The organism is Mesorhizobium sp. M0491, from assembly GCF_040321265.1.
GTDB lineage: Bacteria > Pseudomonadota > Alphaproteobacteria > Rhizobiales > Rhizobiaceae > Mesorhizobium.
Genome location: NZ_JAMYRE010000016.1, coordinates 105807 through 122914 on the forward strand (window position 1 = coordinate 105807; position 17108 = coordinate 122914).

The following is a 17108-nucleotide window of genomic DNA, read 5'->3' on the forward strand; positions in this document are numbered from 1 at the left end:
CTTGGCCCAGAAAGCCAGCCGCGCCAGCGCGCTGCTCGTCATGCCATCCATTGCCGCCCCCGCCAGAATGATGCGCTCGCAGCATAGCACCAGGGCGCGGCAGCGCGACAGTCCGGTATCTCTGTTGAGAGTTACTGGAAGCCGATCGCGTCGACATTGCCTGTCGGGCAGCCGGCCTTGTTGGTCGGCACCGAAGCTAGCAGCAGATCCTTAAGCGAGCTGTTGGGCCCGATCGGACCCGCGAGGCCGAGCGTCAGTTCGCCGATCAGCCGCCTGCCGCTCGACGGATCGATGACGCAGGAAACGCGCACGCGATCCCCTGCTCCCGCTCCGAAGGCAGTGTCGAAAGCGCCGCGGATCTGGTCCGCCGTCAGCTTGCCGCCGATGTTCTTGGCAAAGAGTTCGCGCACCGGCGAGCTGTTCACCGCGCGCATCAGGTTGAGCGCATCGGAGAAATAGTCCTGCTGGCTCTTGCCGTAGCAGGTGCCGTGCTTGATCCATTCATGCCGATCGAGGTGGGAGGCCGTGCCAGGCATCACCTGATCGAGTTCCGTGCGGGTGTTGGCGTCAAGATTGACCGGCGGCAGGTCTTTCCAGTGGGCCGGATTGTCGTTGGCCTTGTCGCTCGCCGTCGCCTGGCAATAGAAATTGCCGTTCGGCTGCGGCCAGAGACCGTGCAAGGTGAAATGCGTGGCGTCGAAATCACCAGCACTCTGCGCCCTGCATTCGGTCTTGTTCGACTTTGTCTCGCAAAACGCCGGCTGCCAGCTCAGCGCGAAGACGTATTCGGGTTTCCCCGATGCCGCCGGCTTGCCTTGCCCGTCAGGTGCGGCCGGCACGGTCGCCGCGCTGCTGCCGGAAACGTGGCCGCAGCTGACCTTCACCCAGCGGCGCTCCGGATCGGCGCCCGGCACCAGGATGAGATAATGCGTCGGCGTATCCTTGTTGCCGGCAAGCAGCTGATAGCTCTGCCCGGCATCGGTCGAGACATTGCCGGGGTTCTTGCCGTTCTTGATGGCTTGCGTTGCCGGACAGGCAGCGTCGGCCACAAAGGAGCCGCTCATCTTGACGTCGGCACGCGCGGCACCGGCCAGCGACGCGGCCAGCATGGCCAATCCGAAAACGACACCAATGCGCATGGAAAATCCTCGGCTGGACAAGTGGGCGACAGACTGAAGCTGTCTCCATGTCAGAATTGCGATATTTTGCTGGCCAAACGCAAGAAACATCGTCGCGAAAAGCGGGTTTGCTGGATTGACGCATAATGTGGGCCGGCGCAAACAAAGCCAACGACGATAATGCAAGGGCGGGACCGAGCGGCATGTCATTCAGCCAGCAGCGCGTGGTTCGCTCCCCAACCGGTGCCGAGCTCAATCTTTTCGTCAGGCAGGCCGATGGCCGGGCACGCGCCGTCGTCCAGATCAATCATGGCCTGGCCGAGCACGCAGCGCGCTATGCCCGCTTTGCCGATTTTCTTGGCTCCCGCGGCTTCGATGTCTATGTCCACGATCATCGCGGCCATGGCGCGACCAAGGCGCCCGACGCGCCGCTCGGCAGGTTCGCCGCCAGCGACGGCCCGGCCAAGGTGATAGCCGACGTCGGCGCCATCCATGATCTCATCGCCAGCGAACAGCCAAACAGACCGGTCATCCTGTTTGGCCATTCGATGGGTGCGTCGGTCGCGCTGAACTACCTGTTGCGCCATTCGCCGCGCATTCATGCCGCCGCGATCTGGAACGGCAATTTTTCGCAAGGCCTGCTCGGGCAGGCGGCGCTGGGCATCCTTGCCTGGGAACGGATGCGGCTCGGCTCCGACGTGCCGTCGCGCCTTCTGCCAAAGCTCACCTTCCAGGCCTGGGGCAAGGCGGTGCCCAATCACCGCACATTATTCGACTGGCTGTCGCGCGACGAGGCGGAAGTGGCGAAATACATCGCCGATCCGCTCTGCGGCTGGGATGCCTCGGTATCGATGTGGCGCGATGTGGTCTCGATGGCGCTGAACGGCGGCAAGGATGCCGGCTTTGCCGGCATCCGGCGCGACCTGCCCATCAGCATCGTCGGCGGCGAAAGAGATCCCGCCTCGGATTATGGCAAAGGGATCACGCATCTTGCCAGCCGCATGCGCGCGATGGGCTTTTCGAATCTGGTTTCAAAGGTTTACGCCGACACCCGCCACGAAAGCCTGAACGAGGTGAATCGCGACATCATCATGGATGATTTCGCCGCCTGGGCCGACAAAGTCCTCAAAGCGTGACGGATTGGCCCATTGCAAGAGCCGTGACAGCCGTTGCAGGGCTTGATAGAGGCTCTGCTTTCGCAGCAGTCACGGTGATTGCGGCAACCACGGTGATCCATGGCTGAGCCCCCGCTGAAAGGCGTCCGCGTCGTCGAACTCGCCCGCATCCTTGCCGGGCCATGGGCCGGGCAGTTGCTTGCCGATCTCGGCGCCGATGTCATCAAGGTCGAAAGCCCCGATGGCGGCGACGACACCCGCAAATGGGGGCCACCCTTCGTCATGGGCAAGGACGGCGAGAACCTGTCGGCCGCCTATTACCATTCCTGCAATCGCGGCAAGCGCTCCATCGCCATCGATTTCTCGACACCGGAAGGGGCCGAGACCGTGCGCCGGCTGGTCGCCACCTCGGACGTGCTGATCGAGAACTTCAAGCTCGGCGGTCTGAAGAAATACGACCTCGACTATGACAGCCTGCGCAAGATCAACCCGCGCCTCGTCTATTGCTCGATCACCGGCTTCGGCCAGGACGGACCCTATGCGCCGCGCGCCGGCTACGACTTCATCATCCAGGCCATGGCCGGCATGATGTCGATCACCGGCGAGGTCGGCCGCGAGCCGCAAAAAGCGGGCGTCGCCATCTCCGACATCTTCACCGGCCTCTATTCGGTCATCGCCATCCAGGCAGCATTGCGCCATGCCGAACAAACCGGCGAAGGCCAGCACGTCGACATGGCGCTCTTCGACACCCAGATCTCGGCGCTCGGCAACCAGAATTTGAACTATCTCGTCTCCGGCAAATCGCCGGTGCAGATGGGCAATGCGCATATGAACATCGCCCCCTACGAGGTGGTGCCGGTCCGGGATGGGCACATCATCCTGGCGGTCGGCAATGACGGCCAGTTCGCCAAATTCTGCGCCGCTGTCGGACTGGGCGACCTGCCTGCCAATCCCGACTTCGCCACCAACCCCGCCCGGGTCGCCAACCGGGTGAAATTGCATGAGCGCATGATCGAGGCGCTGAAGGTTTTTGACCGCGATCCGCTGCTGGCCAAGCTGGAAGCGGCCAGCGTGCCGGCGAGCCCGATCAACACGATCGGCCAGATGTTTGCCGATCCGCAGACGATCGCGCGCGGCATGCGGCTTGATCTCGACGACGGCCATGGCAATCTTCTGCCTTCGGTGCGTGCGCCGATGGTGATGTCGGGCACGCCGCTGGTCTATGAGCGCCCCTCGCCGCGCCTGGGCGAGCACACGCAAGAAATCCTTGCCGAACTGGAGAAGTCTGGACAATGAAGACCGGCGGACAACTCATCGTCGACGCGCTCGAAGCCAACGGCACCGACCGCATCTATTGTGTGCCGGGTGAATCCTATCTGGCGGTGCTCGACGCGCTGCACGATTCTGCGATCCGCACCATCGTCTGCCGCCAGGAAGGCGGTGCCGCGATGATGGCCGATTGCCACGGCCGCCTGACCGGCAAGCCCGGCATCTGCTTCGTCACCCGCGGCCCCGGCGCCACCAACGCCTCGGCCGGCATCCACATCGCCATGCAGGATTCTATACCCGTCATCCTGTTCATCGGCCAGGTCGCCAGCCACGCCAAGGAGCGTGAAGCGTTCCAGGAGGTTGATTATAAGAGGTTCTTCGGCGATATCGCCAAATGGGTGGTCGAGATCGACGACGCCTCGCGCATCCCCGAATTCGTCACCCGCGCCTTCACTGTGGCGACGTCGGGCCGCCCCGGCCCGGTGGTGATCTCGCTGCCGGAAGACATGCTGACCAGCATCGTCGAAGCACCTATCGCCTTGCCGCACACGCCGGTTGAGACACGGCCGGGCGAAGCCGAACTCGATGCGTTGGAGAAATTGTTGGCCAAGTCCAAGCGGCCTTTCGTCATCCTTGGCGGCACTCGCTGGAACGCCGAGGCGGTGGCGCAAATGCGCACGATCGCCGAGGCGTGGTCGCTGCCGGTCGGTTGTTCCTTCCGCCGGCAGATGCTGTTCGATCATCTGCATCCGAACTATGCCGGCGATGTCGGCATCGGCATCAACCCCAAGCTGGCCACAGCGATCAAGCAGGCCGATCTCGTGCTCCTGATCGGCGGCCGCATGGGCGAAATGCCGTCCTCGGACTACACGCTGCTGAAAAGCCCCTACCCCGACCAGACGCTGGTCCATGTCCATGCCGACGCAGGCGAGCTCGGCCGCGTCTACAGGCCGACACTGGCGATCAACGCCTCGCCGTCCGCCTTCATCGACGCTTTCGCCAAGCGCAAGCCGGCCTCGGAGCCGACCTGGGCAGCCGAGACCCCAAAGCTGCATGCCGCCTATCTCGACTGGTCGACGCCACCTGAAGGCGGCCCCGGCTCGGTCCAGATGGGCCCGATCATGAACTACCTCGAAAAGATGCTGCCCGACGACGCCATTCTCACCAACGGCGCCGGCAATTACGCGACCTGGGTGCATCGCTTCCACCGCTTCCGCCGCTTCGCCACTCAAGGTGCGCCGACATCGGGCTCGATGGGCTATGGCACGCCTGCGGCCGTCGCTGCCAAAGAGCTGTTTCCGGAGCGCACCGTGGTCGCTTTTGCCGGCGACGGCTGCTTCCTGATGAACGGGCAGGAATTCGCCACCGCCGTGCAGTATGACCTGCCTATCATTGTGGTCGTCGTCAACAACGGCATCTACGGCACCATCCGCATGCATCAGGAGCGCGAATATCCCGGCCGCGTCGTCGCCACCGATCTTAAGAACCCCGACTTCGCGGCTCTCGCCCGCGCCTATGGCGGCCATGGCGAAACGGTCGACAAGACCGCCGATTTCGCTCCCGCCTTCGAACGTGCCCGCGCCAGCGGCAAGCCGGCGATCGTGGAAATCCGCCTCGACCCCGAAGCGATCACGCCGACCAAGACGATGACGCAGATACGCGACAAGGCGTAGTCCAAACAAAAAAGAGGCGGTCGCCCGCCCCTTTTTGTCATGCGGCTTGCGCTATTTCGCGGCCTCGATCTGTCCGCGGATTTCGCCGTCCTTGTTGGCTGCCGTGTGCAAATTGACATAGTCCTTGCCGCCCATCAGGTCGGCGGCCTGCGCGTCGGTCAGCACGGCCGACCCTTTGATCGGGCTCTTGAGCTTGCCCTTGAACGGGATCGCCACCCCGGCGTTTTCACCCATCGCGGCTGGGCCGTGAATATGCCCGGCGGTCGCCGACCCGCTGAGGCCGGAATATTTGACGTTCCAGCTGAGTTTCTTCGTGGCCGTGTCGAAGGTAAGAGCTGCGGTGCCCTTGCCTTTTGTGGTCACCGGCGGGTTCTGCTGGGCGCCGTCGAGCGTCGCTTTCAGCTTCACCGTCTCGGCCAGGGCCGGCGCTGCCGTAAGGAAGGACGCCGAGATGGCCAGTGCCGAAAGCATCGGCGCCAAGGATTGGATACGCATGAGGATCTCCGTTTGCTGATGACATCCAGCCACGGCTCCCCGGCGCGCGGATGTATCGGCACAACGCTTATAAGAGCGAATGGCTGCGCGCGAGTAACACTTACGTGCAAACTAATGGACCGCGCGATACCCCGGATACGGGGAGCGTCAGACCGCCGCCAGCGCCTGCGTCAGGTCGGCGATCAGATCGTCCGGGTGCTCCACGCCGATCGACAGCCTGACCGTGGTCTCCAGCACGCCGATGCGCTCGCGCACCTCGAAGGGTATGCCCGAATGCGTCATGGCCGCGGGGTGGCTGGCCAAGGATTCCGTTCCGCCCAGGCTCACCGCCAGCTTGAAGATCTGCAGGTTGTTGAGAAAGGCGAAAGCCGCCTTCTCTCTGCCCTTGATATCGAAGGAGAAGGTCGAGCCGGCACCAGTGCATTGCGCCCTGTAGGTGCGACCAGCCGGCGTGTCCTCGCCCAGGAACGGCAGGTAATGCACCTTCTCGACCTTGGCATGGTCGCGCAGGAATTCGGCGACCAGCCGCGCATTGTCGTTGGCCCGCTCCATGCGGATCGACAGCGTCTCCAGCGAGCGGCCGAGCATCCAGCAGGAATGCGGGTCGAGCTGCGTGCCGATCGCGCCGCGCAGCGCCTTGATCGGCTTGGTGACCGCCTTGCCGCCCATGGCGGCCCCCGCGATCAGGTCGGAATGGCCGCCGACATATTTGGTCAGCGAATAGACGGACACGTCGGCGCCATGTTCGATCGGCCGCTGGAACACCGGGCCGAGCAGCGTGTTGTCGCAGACGACGATCGGCGTCGACCCCTGGCTCGCGCCGATCTCGTCGGCGATCTTGCGCATCAGCGCGATATCGACCAGGCTGTTGGTCGGATTTGACGGCGTCTCGATCAGGATGACCGACACGCGGCCCTTCGCGACGGCGGCGTCGGAGGCCGTGCGCACCGCCGTCTCGTCGACGCCGTCCGCGAAACCGACAGCACCGATGCCGAAACCGGAGAGCGTGCGCGTCAAAAGCGTCTCGGTGCCGCCGTAAAGCGGCTGCGAATGAAGGATGACGTCGCCCGGCCTGATATAGGCGAGCAGTGTCGTGGCGATCGCCGACATGCCTGATGAAAACAGGATGCAGGCATCCGTCCCCTCATAGATCGCCAGCCGGTCCTCGACGATCTCGCTGTTGGGATGGTTAAAGCGCGAATAGACCAGGCCGGACGCCGTGCCGCTCGGCGGCTCCTTACGGCCGGAGGTGTAATCGAAGAAGTCGCGTCCTTCTTCCGCCGACTTGAACACGAAGGTCGAGGTCAGGAACACCGGCGGCTTGACCGCGCCCTCCGAAAGCTGCGGATCGAAGCCATAGCTCAGCATCAGCGTCTCCGGGTGGAGCTTGTGGTTGCCGATATGGGTTTTCGACGGGCGTGGCGCGGTCATGATCTTTCCTGCCTGTTCGAGTGAAATATTGAACGGCAATTTATGCGATCCTGCTCCACCAGTCCTTGCTATTTTTGGGCTCTCATGGCTGCATTCCCGCAACAAATTGCCCGGAGAGACCGAACGTGCAGCAGAAGATAGCCGACGATTTCGACCGCAAGATCCTGCGTGAGCTGCAAGCCGACGCCCGCATCACCAACCACGAGCTTGCCGAGCGGATCGGTCTGTCGCCGTCGCCTTGTCTGAGGCGGGTGCGGCGGTTGGAGGAGTCCGGTGTCATCAGGGGCTACACCACGCTGGTCGATCCCTCAGCCTTCGGCTGGAGCATGGTCGCCATCGCCACCATCCGGCTCAGCCGTCAGAACGAAGACGAGATCGTGATGTTCGAGGACGCGATCCGCGGCTGGGAAGAGGTGCTGGAATGCCACCTCGTCACCGGCTCGCGCGACTATGTGCTGAAGGTGGTGACGGGAAGCCTCGAGCAGTACGAGCGCTTCATCAAGGAAAAAATCGCGCGGCTGAAATGCGTCGCCTCGATCGAAACCAGCTTCGTCATGAACACCATAAAAGAACGGCGCCTCTGACCAGAGGCGCCGTTTTCGAGATCGAAATGTTGCTAACTAGGCTTACTTCACGGCCTTGTCGGTGATGGCGGTGGTGTAGGCGCCGGTCGGCTCCTTGGTGATGATCTTCTGGTCGAGCAGCGCCTTGGCGGTGCGCTCGTAGGTCGCCGGATCGAGCTTGCCGTCGGCATTGTCGATCAGCTTGGCGACTTCGCTCATCATGCGCTTCTGGTGGTTCTCATCCTGGCCGCCGCCGTCCATGACGATGCCTGCGGCTTCGTCATTGTTGTCGATGGCGTATTTCCAGCCCTTCATCGAAGCGCGCACGAAACGCACCATCTTGTCTTCGAAGGCCGGATCCTTGAGCTTGTCTTCCGAGGCATAGAGCCCGTCCTCGAGCAGGTCGTTGCCCATCGCCGAGTAGTTGAACACGGTCAGCTGTTCGGGCTTGTAGCCGGCGTCGATCAGCTGCCAGTACTCGTTGTAGGTCATGACCGAGATACAATCCGCCTGCTTCTGGATCAGCGGCTGCACGTCGAAGCTCTGCTTGAGCACGGTGACGCCATCGGCGCCGCCTTCGGTCTTGAGGCCGAGCTTGTTCATCCAGGCATAGAACGGATACTCGTTGCCGAAGAACCAGACGCCCAGCGTGTGGCCCTTGAAGTCGGCTTCGGTCTTGATCGGCCCGTCCTTCGGGCAGACCAGCTCCATGCCGGCCTTCTTGAACGGCTGGGCGATGTTGACCAGCGGCACGCCCTTTTCGCGGGCAGCCAGCGCACCGCCCATCCAGTCGACGATGACGTCGGCGCCGCCGCCGGCGATCACCTGCTCGGGCGCGATATCGGGACCACCCGGCTTGATGTCGACGTCGAGACCCTCGGCCTCATAAAAACCCTTGGCCTTGGCGACATAGTAGCCGGCAAACTGGGCCTGCGTGACCCATTTCAGCTGCAACGTCACCTTGTCGGCGGCCATTGCCTGGAAAGCGGCCAACGACATCGCGCCGGCCAGAACGGGAATAATCAGTCTTTTCATTTTATTACCCTCTGAAGTTAGTGCCCTAAACCCACCGCCCCTATCCACCACGGACAGAGGGATGCCAAAACGTGACGGCTCTTTCGACAAGAGCGACCACGCCATAAAAGACCGAACCCGCAAGTGCTGCAACTGCGATTTCGGCCCAGACCATGTCGATGTTCATCCGCCCGACCTCGGTCGAGATGCGGAAGCCCATGCCGACGACAGGCGTGCCGAAGAACTCGGCGACGATGGCGCCGATCAGCGCCAGCGTCGAGTTGATCTTCAGCGCGTTGAAGATGAAGGGAGCTGCTGCCGGCAGCCTGAGCTTCAGCAGGGTTTGCCAGTAGCCCGACGCATAGGTGCGCATCAGGTCGCGCTCCATGTGGCCGGAGGCGGCAAGGCCGGCGACCGTGTTCACCAGCATCGGGAAGAAGGTCATGATGATGACCACCGCCGCCTTGGACTGCCAGTCGAAGCCGAACCACATCACCATGATCGGTGCCACGCCGATGATCGGCAGCGCCGAGACCATGTTGCCGATAGGCAAGAGCCCGCGCCGCAGGAACGGCACACGGTCGGCGAGGACCGCGGTGATGAAGCCGGCGCCGCTGCCCACGACATAGCCAAAGATCACCGCCTTGAAGATGGTCTGGCGGACATCGGCGCCGAGCACCGGCAGCGAACCGGCGATGCGTGCGCCGATGGCGCTTGGCGGCGGCAGCAGGATGAAGGGTATGCCGGCCCCGCGCGTCACCGCTTCCCAGATGATCAGAATCCAGGCACCGAAGATGGCCGGGATGATCAGGCGCAGCGCGGTGCGAGCCCATTTGGCGAAGGGACGCAATGATGACAGCACCGCCACGCAGCGCCAGCCAAGCAGCCAGGCACCCGTGAGCAGCAGGAAATACGGCGCCCGCGCCAGGCCTTCGAAGCCGGCGACGCCGCCAATCAGGAGCCAGGCGACCAGATGCGCGCCGATGAAAAGCACAACGGCTTCGACGATGGACGGTATTCTGGCCATCGAGATCAAAGCGGCGACAAGCAGCACGCCAAAGATCAGCCAGTTCGTCGCCGCATAGGGATATATCAACGTCCCTGCGGGCTGCGCCAGTGCATCCACTTTCGGCGCGGCGATCGGGCCGAGCGCCACAGCGATCAGGCACAGCACAATCGCCAGCACCGCTTGCCAGGAGGGTTTCAGCCAGTTCATGCCGGCCTCCCGCCCATGGCGCGGTCGACGAGGCGCCCGGCAATGCCGACCACCATGACCAGAAGTGCGGCCACCACCGAACCGGCGACCAGCGCCGACCAGATGTCGATGGACTGGCTGTAATAGGCGCCAGCCAAAAGCTTGGCACCGATGCCGGCGACAGCGCCGGTCGGCAGTTCGCCGACGATGGCGCCGACCAGGCTTGCCGCCACCGCCACCTTCATCGAGGTGAACAGGAACGGCACCGAAGCCGGCACGCGCAATCTCCAGAAGGTTTGCGCACGACTGGCATTGTAGGTGTGCATCAGGTCGAGATGCATGATCTCGGGCGAGCGCAGCCCCTTCACCATGCCCACAGTCACCGGGAAGAACGACAGATAGGTCGAGATCATCGCCTTCGGGATCAGGCCGCTGATGCCGATCGCCCCCAGCACGACGATGATCATCGGCGCCACTGCCAGGATAGGAATGGTCTGCGAGGCGATGATCCACGGCATCAGGCTGCGGTCGAGCGTTGCCACATGCACGATGCCGACCGCAATGATGATGCCGAGCGCAGTGCCGAAGGCAAAGCCGAGCAGTGTCGACGACAGCGTCACCCAGGCATTGTAGACGAGGCTGCGGTTCGAAGTGATGGGCCGCAGGAAGGTGTTCTCGAAGAAATTCACCGCCACCTGGTGCGGCGCCGGCAATGTCGGCTTCGGCTGCGACAGCGTCTTGCCGATGAGTTGGCTGAACGTGGAGGTCTCATTGGCACGGCGGTCGAGATCGCGCTGGAACGGCGTGTTGAGGATGACGGCGAAAACATACCAGAGCACGACCACGCCGGCGAGGATCGAGGTGACGGGGATGAGTTTGTCGCGGAAGGTGTCCATCTAGCAGGCCTCGCCGGACAGGCGTGCGCTCTGCGTAACGCGAGCGACCCACCACGCGTTCGTCATCCTAGGGCGAAGCAAGGAGCGAAGCGACGCGGCGCAGACCCTAGGATCCATGCCGTTACCTCTCCGCTCCGCAACGGTGCCGAACATGATCCCCTCTGCCTCGCCCTGCTTGGCCGATATTCTCAACCGTTTTGGCCTTTCGGCAGACGTCACGGCATGGATCCTAGGGTCTGCGCTCGCCGCTTCGCATCGGCTCCGCCCTAGGATGACGAAGGCGCGGGTGGCCGCCCCCTCACCCGACCTCCGCTTCGCTCCGGCCACCCTCTCCCCGGTGGGGAGAGGAGGGAGCCCGTCGTTTGCTCCCTCAATCATCATAGCTGTGCCCTGCCCGCAGCCCGTCGCGCACGCGCGCTGCGATCGCCAGAAACTCCGGCGTCTCGCGGATGTCGAGCGGCCGCTCTCTCGGCAGCGTCGATTCGATGATGTCGCTGACGCGGCCCGGGCGCGGTGACATGACGACGATGCGCGTCGACAGATAGACGGCCTCCGGAATGGAGTGGGTGACGAAGCAGATCGTCTTGTTGGTGCGTCCCCACAATTCCAGCAATTGCTCGTTGAGATGATCGCGCACGATCTCGTCCAGCGCGCCGAACGGCTCGTCCATCAGCAGCAGGTCGGCATCAAAGGCCAGCGCACGGGCAATCGAGGCGCGCTGCTGCATGCCGCCCGAGAGCTGCCAGGGATATTTCTTCTCGAAGCCAGAGAGGTTGACGAGCTCGAGCGTGCGCTTGATACGCTCGCCTTGCTCCGCCTTGGACAGACCCATGATCTCCAGCGGCAGCCCGACATTGCGCTCGATCGTCCGCCAGGGAAACAGCGCGGCGGCTTGGAAAACATAGCCATAGGCGCGTTTCTCGCGCGCCTGTTCTGCTGTCATGCCGTTGACCGAAATCGTCCCCGAGGTCGGCTTCTCCAAATCGGCGATGACGCGCAGCAGCGTGGTCTTGCCGCAGCCCGAAGGCCCGATGAAGGAGACGAACTCCCCTTTGCCGATGGTGAGATCGACATTGGACAGCGCCTGCACCGGCCCGTCATTGGTCTGGAAGGTCAGTCCGAGTTTGCTTGCCGCGACGACGGCTGGCGAAGTCCCCGTCATCGGCTGCCGCCTGCCTGTTTCCGTCCCTGCGGCGGCTGGAATCCGATTGCTTTTATCGCGATGTTGTTTTCCACTCGCCCTGTCCCATTGGTCTTGTCCCACTCGATCGACGCCCGGAGTTTCCCCGATGTCGCCCAAACCCACTTGTCATCTTATCCGCCCTGAAAGCACTTATGAAGGCAAGCAGGGATTGACCTATTTCGCCGGCATTACCGCCGAAACCGTCGGCGCCTCCGGCATCTGCATGCACATGCTCACCATCCCGCCCGGCGCGCGCGCCAAGGCGCATATGCATGAGAGCCACGAGACGGCGATCTATGTGCTCTCCGGCGAAGTCCACACTTGGTACGGCGACCGGCTCGAGCATCATATCGTCACCAAGGCCGGCGACCTTTTCTATATTCCCGCCGGCGTGCCGCATCTGCCGGCCAATCTGAGCAGCGCCCCGTCTTCGGCCGTCATTGCGCGCACCGATCCCAACGAACAGGAAAGCGTCGTCCTGCTGCCGGAACTGGATGCGCTGGTCGCGTGAGGCCAGCATCGACGGAATGGCCGCCATCGGCACCGTCACGAACATAATTGCAGCGGCCCCATTTCCTCAAGGCCGGGGATGGTGACGAAGAAACCATCCTCCCCCTTGTTGGTGACCATGACGGTTTCGATTGTCGTTCCCGCCTCGCCTTCCGCCGAACAGGTCGCGCCAAGCGATTGCGCGCCCAGCACCGATGTCAATTGCTGTGTGAACCGGCAGCCGCTGCCATAGGTCTCGACGCCTTCGGCGGTCAGCACGATATAGGCATCGCTCTCCTGATAACCGGCTTTGACGCCGGCGCAGCCGACATCATTGCCCCAGGAGCCGGCCAGTAGGCCGTCCGCTGCTGCCGGACCTGAGGCAGTTGCCATCAGGACCAACGAAATGAGCGCGGCCGAACGCGCCAAGCTCAAACCCCGGTCGCCGGGATGCCGGTGCGTTCCACCTTGCGCGGCGCGGAGATTTCCTTCCACGTCGACAGCGCCCGGTTGACCGCCGCATTCGGCTCGCGGCCGACGAATTCTCCATGCCCGGGCTTGGCCTTGATCTCGGCCTCCTGGATCGACAGTTCGCCACGCGAGAACACGAACCGCGGCAGACCGGTCACCTCGAACCCTTCGAACACGTTGTAGTCGATGACGGACTGCTGCTGCTTAGAAGTGATCTTCTTCTTTCGCTTGGGATCCCAGACGACGATGTCGGCATCCGCGCCTTCGACGATGGCGCCCTTTTTCGGATACATGTTGAGGATCTTGGCGATGTTAGTCGAGGTCACCGCGACGAACTCGTTCATCGTCAGCCGGCCAGTGTTGACGCCTGTGGTCCACAGCACCGGCATGCGGTCTTCGAGCCCGCCGGTGCCGTTCGGGATCTTGGTGAAATCTCCGACGCCGTTGCGCTTCTGCTTGGTGGTGAAAGCGCAATGGTCGGTCGCCACCACCTGCAGCGAGCCCGCCTGCAGGCCCGCCCACAGCGAATCCTGGTGCAATTTGTTGCGGAAGGGCGGGCTCATCACGCGGCGCGCCGCATGATCCCAGTCTTTGTCGAAATACTCGCTCTCGTCCAGCGTCAGGTGCTGGATCAGCGGTTCGCCGAACACCCGCATGCCCTTCTGCCTCGCCCGGCGGATCGCCTCGTGGCTCTGCTCGCAGGAGACATGCACGACATAGAGCGGCACGCCGGCCATGTCGGCGATCATGATGGCGCGGTTGGTCGCCTCGCCTTCCACTTCGGGTGGCCGTGAATAGGCGTGGCCCTCGGGGCCGTTGTTACCGGCAGCCAGCAGCTTCTGCGACAGGGCGGCAACGACGTCGCCATTCTCGGCATGCACCAGCGGCAGCGCGCCGAGATCGGCGCAGCGCTGGAACGACGCATACATCTCGTCGTCGTCGACCATCAGCGCGCCCTTGTAGGCCATGAAATGCTTGAACGAGGTGATGCCCTTGTCGACGACAGTGGCCATCTCGTCGAACACCTGCTTGCCCCACCAGGTGATCGCCATGTGGAAGGAATAGTCGCAGGACGCCTTCGAGGTCTTGTTGTCCCACATCTGCAAGGCTTCGAGCAGCGACTGCTGCGGCGCCGGCAGGCAGAAATCGACCACCATCGTCGTGCCGCCGGAGAGCGCCGCGCGCGTGCCGGATTCGAAATCATCGGCCGAATAGGTGCCCATGAACGGCATTTCGAGATGGGTGTGCGGGTCGATGCCGCCCGGCATGATATAGCAGCCGGTGGCATCGAACTCGTGGTCGCCATGCAGGCCCGAACCGATGGCCACGATCTTGCCGTGCTGCATCAGCACATCGGCCTTCCAGGTGCGGTCGGCAGTGACGATGGTGCCGTTTCGGATGACTTTGGTCATTGGTTGTTCCCTTGTTCTTGCCGCGCTTCTTACGAGCGTCTCGGTAGTGTTTCAGATCGGTTCAGGACCGAAGCGGCGGCGCTACATGACTCCAACTTCTCCCAATATCTCCTCGATGCAACCATCGAAAGAGTTCGCCAGATCTCCGGTCGAAAACCGCAATACACGATAGCCCTGTCGGCCAAACCATGCGTCGCGTGTCCGATCCTTCTCCATTTGCTCCGGCGTGAAGTGATGCTCTCCATCCACCTGGATAACGAGGTTCTTCTCATGCAGAACAAAGTCAGCAACGTAAGGGCCGATCGGTGCCTGCTTTCTGGCGTGTAAACCGTATAGGCGACGGAACTCCTTCAACTCGGACCAGAGCTTCCGCTCGCCTTCCGTCATGTTCCGACGCAGGACCCTGGCACGTTCGATAGCAGCAGGATCAATTCCGGTCGGTGCCAAGAGTACCCCCCACCCTCAATCGCTCCCCGCAAGGGAGGGAGACTTGGCGTCGCGCTATCACAGCCCGACGTTCAAAGCCTTTGAAAGAATGCATAAAAAGGATTCTTGCGAAGGTGGACCCCCACCCTAACCCTCCCCACAAGGGGGAGGGAACGCTGCCGCGAGCCCAAACTTTCCTCTCGGTGTGGAAACGTAGACAATTTGCCAAGATTAGCACCAACGGAAGTCCCCCTCCCCCTTGTGGGGAGGGGTTAGGGTTGGGGGTACAGCGCCGACCTCTCACCCGACGATCTCCGCCGTCTCCACCACCGCGTGGAACAAAACGTCGGCACCTGCCGAAGCCCATTCCTTGCTGATCTCCTCTGCCTCGTTGTGGCTGAGGCCATCGACGCAAGGGCACATCACCATGGCGGTGGGCGCGACGCGGTTGATCCAGCAGGCGTCGTGGCCGGCGCCGGAGACGATGTTGCGGTGGGAATAGCCGAGGCGTTCGGCGGCATCACGGATCGCCTTGACGCAGCCGGCATCAAAGGTCACCGGATCGAAAGCACCGACCTGTTCGATCTCGTAGCGAATGTCGAGTGCATCGCAGATCGTGTCGATGCCTTCGCGGATGCGGCCGTCCATCGCGTCCAGCACTTCCTTTTCCGGCGAGCGGATATCGACGGTGAAGACGGTGCGCCCGGCGATGATGTTGCGCGAATTGGGATAGACCTCCATGTGGCCGACCGCGCCGACGGCATCGGGCTGGTAGTCCATGGCGATCTCGTGCACCAGTTCGATCACCCGCGCCATGCCGAGCCCGGCATTGCGGCGCTTGGGCATCGGCGTCGAGCCGGTGTGGGCTTCCTTGCCGGTCAGCGTCACCTGCAGCCATTTAAGGCCCTGGCCATGGGTGACGACACCAATGTCGATATCTTCGTCCTCGAGGATCGGACCCTGTTCGATATGCAGTTCGAAGAAGGCGTGGATCTTACGGTCGCCGACCTTCTCGCTGCCCTTCCAGCCGATGCGCTCGAGTTCCTCGCCGAATTTCTTGCCCTGTTTGTCGACATGCCCGTACACATCGGCCTGGTCGAGCACGCCAGCGAACACGCCGGACGCCATCATCGCCGGCGCGAAGCGCGAGCCCTCCTCGTTCGTCCAGTTGGTGACGACGATCGGATGTTTGGTCTTGATGCCGAGGTCGTTGAGAGAGCGCACCACTTCAAGCCCACCCAGCACGCCGAGCACGCCGTCATACTTGCCGCCGGTCGGCTGCGTATCGAGATGGCTGCCGACATAGACCGGCGGCAGGCTGGGATCGGTGCCTTCGCGGCGGGCAAACATCGTGCCCATTTCATCGACGCCCATTTCGAGCCCGGCCGCATCGCACCAGCGCTTGAACAGATGCCGCCCTTCGCCGTCTTCGTCGGTCAGGGTCTGACGATTGTTGCCGCCGGCAATGCCGGGGCCAATCTTCGCCATCTCCATGATGGAATCCCACAAACGGTCTGAATTGATTCGCAGATTCTCACCGGGTGCGGCCATCTTGAGTTCCCATCTACGCCAGGGTTCTTGTCGCCCCTTGAGTGATTTACAGCTTGACCGTATGGTCAGCTTTTAAACTACACAACCTGACCAAGCGGTCAACTACAATCTTGGGGTAGACATGGCAGAACCCACCCGCCCCATGCGGCGACAGGAGATCCGACGAGAGAATGAAAAAACCATTCTCGTCGCTGCCGAGAAGGTGTTTGCGGAGGCAGGGTTCGGCGGCGCCACGATGCAGTTGATTGCGGATCTGGCGGGACTGCCGAAGGCAAATCTCCACTACTATTTCGCCACCAAGGAAGAGCTTTACCGGTCGGTCGTTCAAAACATCTTTGAAATCTGGCTACAGGCGGCCAATTGCTTCGACGCGGCGCGCGGACCCATAGACGGCATCAGTGCCTATATCGACGCCAAGATGGAAATATCACGCCGCCATCCTGACGGCTCCAAGGTCTGGGCCTCTGAAGTGATGCACGGTGCGCCGGTGCTTCAGGACTATATGGAATCGACGCTGCGCGAATGGACGGACGGCCGCGTCGAGATCATCAGGCGCTGGATCGAGGAAGCCAAGATGGACCCGGTGGATCCGCGCCATCTGCTCTATATGCTTTGGGCTACGACCCAGCACTACGCCGATTTCGGTCACCAGATCGAGACGCTCAATGGCGGCAAGCCGCTGTCCGACCGGCAATGGCGGGAAGCCAAGGAAAATATCAAGCGGGTGATCCTGACCGGGATCGGCGCGTTGCCCGCCTGACTGTAACCGTTCGTTGCAGCAAAAGATCAGGTCGGCGCGCTGCCGCA

Annotated in this window: 17 protein-coding genes; 6 read left to right on the forward strand and 11 right to left on the reverse strand. The window is 62.7% G+C overall.

Features of this window, described 5'->3' with window-relative positions:
• Positions 1-131: 131 nt before the first annotated feature.
• Positions 132-1139, reverse strand: a complete 1008-nt coding sequence (locus tag NKI69_RS21510; protein WP_023813176.1) for a ribonuclease T2 family protein — start codon at positions 1137-1139, stop codon at positions 132-134.
• Positions 1140-1321: 182 nt separating this feature from the next.
• Here NKI69_RS21510 and NKI69_RS21515 point away from each other — a divergent pair, with 182 nt between their 5' ends.
• The 3 genes from NKI69_RS21515 to NKI69_RS21525 all read left to right on the forward strand — a co-directional run bounded on the left by NKI69_RS21515 (position 1322) and on the right by NKI69_RS21525 (position 5175).
• The gene (locus NKI69_RS21515; protein WP_352722494.1) at positions 1322-2254 is read left to right on the forward strand and encodes an alpha/beta fold hydrolase; all 933 of its coding nucleotides are present in this window, start codon (positions 1322-1324) and stop codon (positions 2252-2254) included.
• A gap of 99 nt (positions 2255-2353) precedes the next feature.
• The gene (locus NKI69_RS21520; RefSeq protein ID WP_023813178.1) at positions 2354-3529 is read left to right on the forward strand and encodes a CaiB/BaiF CoA transferase family protein; all 1176 of its coding nucleotides are present in this window, start codon (positions 2354-2356) and stop codon (positions 3527-3529) included.
• On the forward strand, positions 3526-5175 hold the full coding sequence (locus NKI69_RS21525; RefSeq protein ID WP_352722495.1) for a thiamine pyrophosphate-binding protein: 1650 nt from the start codon (positions 3526-3528) through the stop codon (positions 5173-5175). Before NKI69_RS21520 ends, NKI69_RS21525 begins: the two co-directional genes overlap by 4 nt.
• A 51-nt stretch (positions 5176-5226) precedes the next feature.
• Here NKI69_RS21525 and NKI69_RS21530 read toward each other — a convergent pair whose 3' ends face one another.
• Both NKI69_RS21530 and NKI69_RS21535 read right to left on the reverse strand, forming a co-directional pair.
• Entirely contained in the window at positions 5227-5670 is a 444-nt protein-coding gene (locus tag NKI69_RS21530; protein ID WP_023813180.1) for a CHRD domain-containing protein, read from the reverse strand.
• 147 nt (positions 5671-5817) lie between these two features.
• A complete protein-coding gene (locus NKI69_RS21535; RefSeq protein WP_352722496.1) occupies positions 5818-7101 on the reverse strand; it encodes a cystathionine gamma-synthase family protein in 1284 nt (427 codons plus the stop codon).
• A 125-nt stretch (positions 7102-7226) separates the two neighbouring features.
• Between NKI69_RS21535 and NKI69_RS21540 the strand changes: the two genes are divergently transcribed.
• Positions 7227-7685 (forward strand): Lrp/AsnC family transcriptional regulator, encoded by a 459-nt coding sequence (locus tag NKI69_RS21540; protein WP_352722498.1) that lies wholly within the window; start codon positions 7227-7229, stop codon positions 7683-7685.
• 42 nt (positions 7686-7727) lie between these two features.
• Here the strand turns inward: NKI69_RS21540 and NKI69_RS21545 are convergent, their stop codons facing one another.
• From NKI69_RS21545 to NKI69_RS21560, 4 genes are all read right to left on the reverse strand, one after another.
• Positions 7728-8699 carry an ABC transporter substrate-binding protein gene (locus tag NKI69_RS21545; RefSeq protein ID WP_109668338.1) on the reverse strand — a complete coding sequence of 324 codons (972 nt, stop codon included), beginning with the start codon at positions 8697-8699 and terminating at the stop codon, positions 7728-7730.
• A 40-nt stretch (positions 8700-8739) separates the two neighbouring features.
• Positions 8740-9894, reverse strand: coding sequence for an ABC transporter permease (locus NKI69_RS21550; protein ID WP_352722499.1), 1155 nt, complete (start codon positions 9892-9894; stop codon positions 8740-8742).
• Positions 9891-10769, reverse strand: a complete 879-nt coding sequence (locus NKI69_RS21555) for an ABC transporter permease (protein ID WP_352722500.1) — start codon at positions 10767-10769, stop codon at positions 9891-9893. The genes NKI69_RS21550 and NKI69_RS21555 overlap by 4 nt, the downstream gene beginning before the upstream one ends.
• Positions 10770-11139: 370 nt before the next feature.
• The gene (locus tag NKI69_RS21560; RefSeq protein ID WP_127272369.1) at positions 11140-11931 is read right to left on the reverse strand and encodes an ABC transporter ATP-binding protein; all 792 of its coding nucleotides are present in this window, start codon (positions 11929-11931) and stop codon (positions 11140-11142) included.
• 127 nt (positions 11932-12058) lie between these two features.
• Here NKI69_RS21560 and NKI69_RS21565 point away from each other — a divergent pair, with 127 nt between their 5' ends.
• Positions 12059-12463 carry a cupin domain-containing protein gene (locus tag NKI69_RS21565; RefSeq protein WP_127296050.1) on the forward strand — a complete coding sequence of 135 codons (405 nt, stop codon included), beginning with the start codon at positions 12059-12061 and terminating at the stop codon, positions 12461-12463.
• Between the two features lie 35 nt (positions 12464-12498).
• Here the strand turns inward: NKI69_RS21565 and NKI69_RS21570 are convergent, their stop codons facing one another.
• From NKI69_RS21570 to NKI69_RS21585, 4 genes are all read right to left on the reverse strand, one after another.
• Positions 12499-12870: a hypothetical protein gene (locus NKI69_RS21570; RefSeq protein ID WP_023813188.1), complete on the reverse strand. Its 372-nt coding sequence runs from the start codon at positions 12868-12870 to the stop codon at positions 12499-12501.
• A gap of 2 nt (positions 12871-12872) precedes the next feature.
• Positions 12873-14324 (reverse strand): dihydropyrimidinase, encoded by a 1452-nt coding sequence (hydA, locus tag NKI69_RS21575; RefSeq protein WP_023813189.1) that lies wholly within the window; start codon positions 14322-14324, stop codon positions 12873-12875.
• An 81-nt stretch (positions 14325-14405) separates the two neighbouring features.
• Entirely contained in the window at positions 14406-14771 is a 366-nt protein-coding gene (locus NKI69_RS21580; protein ID WP_352722501.1) for an endonuclease domain-containing protein, read from the reverse strand.
• 279 nt (positions 14772-15050) lie between these two features.
• Positions 15051-16301 (reverse strand): Zn-dependent hydrolase, encoded by a 1251-nt coding sequence (locus tag NKI69_RS21585; RefSeq protein WP_352722503.1) that lies wholly within the window; start codon positions 16299-16301, stop codon positions 15051-15053.
• A gap of 121 nt (positions 16302-16422) precedes the next feature.
• Here NKI69_RS21585 and NKI69_RS21590 point away from each other — a divergent pair, with 121 nt between their 5' ends.
• Positions 16423-17061, forward strand: coding sequence for a TetR/AcrR family transcriptional regulator (locus NKI69_RS21590; RefSeq protein WP_013530908.1), 639 nt, complete (start codon positions 16423-16425; stop codon positions 17059-17061).
• The last annotated feature ends 47 nt before the right edge of the window (positions 17062-17108 follow it).

Coding starts and splice junctions, on each gene's coding strand:
- NKI69_RS21510 (WP_023813176.1), bottom strand. CDS start 1,139: ATGCGCATTGGTGTCGTTTTCGGATTGGCCATGCTGGCCGCGTCGCTG.
- NKI69_RS21515 (WP_352722494.1), top strand. CDS start 1,322: ATGTCATTCAGCCAGCAGCGCGTGGTTCGCTCCCCAACCGGTGCCGAG.
- NKI69_RS21520 (WP_023813178.1), top strand. CDS start 2,354: ATGGCTGAGCCCCCGCTGAAAGGCGTCCGCGTCGTCGAACTCGCCCGC.
- NKI69_RS21525 (WP_352722495.1), top strand. CDS start 3,526: ATGAAGACCGGCGGACAACTCATCGTCGACGCGCTCGAAGCCAACGGC.
- NKI69_RS21530 (WP_023813180.1), bottom strand. CDS start 5,670: ATGCGTATCCAATCCTTGGCGCCGATGCTTTCGGCACTGGCCATCTCG.
- NKI69_RS21535 (WP_352722496.1), bottom strand. CDS start 7,101: ATGACCGCGCCACGCCCGTCGAAAACCCATATCGGCAACCACAAGCTC.
- NKI69_RS21545 (WP_109668338.1), bottom strand. CDS start 8,699: ATGAAAAGACTGATTATTCCCGTTCTGGCCGGCGCGATGTCGTTGGCC.
- NKI69_RS21550 (WP_352722499.1), bottom strand. CDS start 9,894: ATGAACTGGCTGAAACCCTCCTGGCAAGCGGTGCTGGCGATTGTGCTG.
- NKI69_RS21555 (WP_352722500.1), bottom strand. CDS start 10,769: ATGGACACCTTCCGCGACAAACTCATCCCCGTCACCTCGATCCTCGCC.
- NKI69_RS21560 (WP_127272369.1), bottom strand. CDS start 11,931: ATGACGGGGACTTCGCCAGCCGTCGTCGCGGCAAGCAAACTCGGACTG.
- NKI69_RS21565 (WP_127296050.1), top strand. CDS start 12,059: ATGTCGCCCAAACCCACTTGTCATCTTATCCGCCCTGAAAGCACTTAT.
- hydA (WP_023813189.1), bottom strand. CDS start 14,324: ATGACCAAAGTCATCCGAAACGGCACCATCGTCACTGCCGACCGCACC.
- NKI69_RS21585 (WP_352722503.1), bottom strand. CDS start 16,301: ATGGCCGCACCCGGTGAGAATCTGCGAATCAATTCAGACCGTTTGTGG.
- NKI69_RS21590 (WP_013530908.1), top strand. CDS start 16,423: ATGGCAGAACCCACCCGCCCCATGCGGCGACAGGAGATCCGACGAGAG.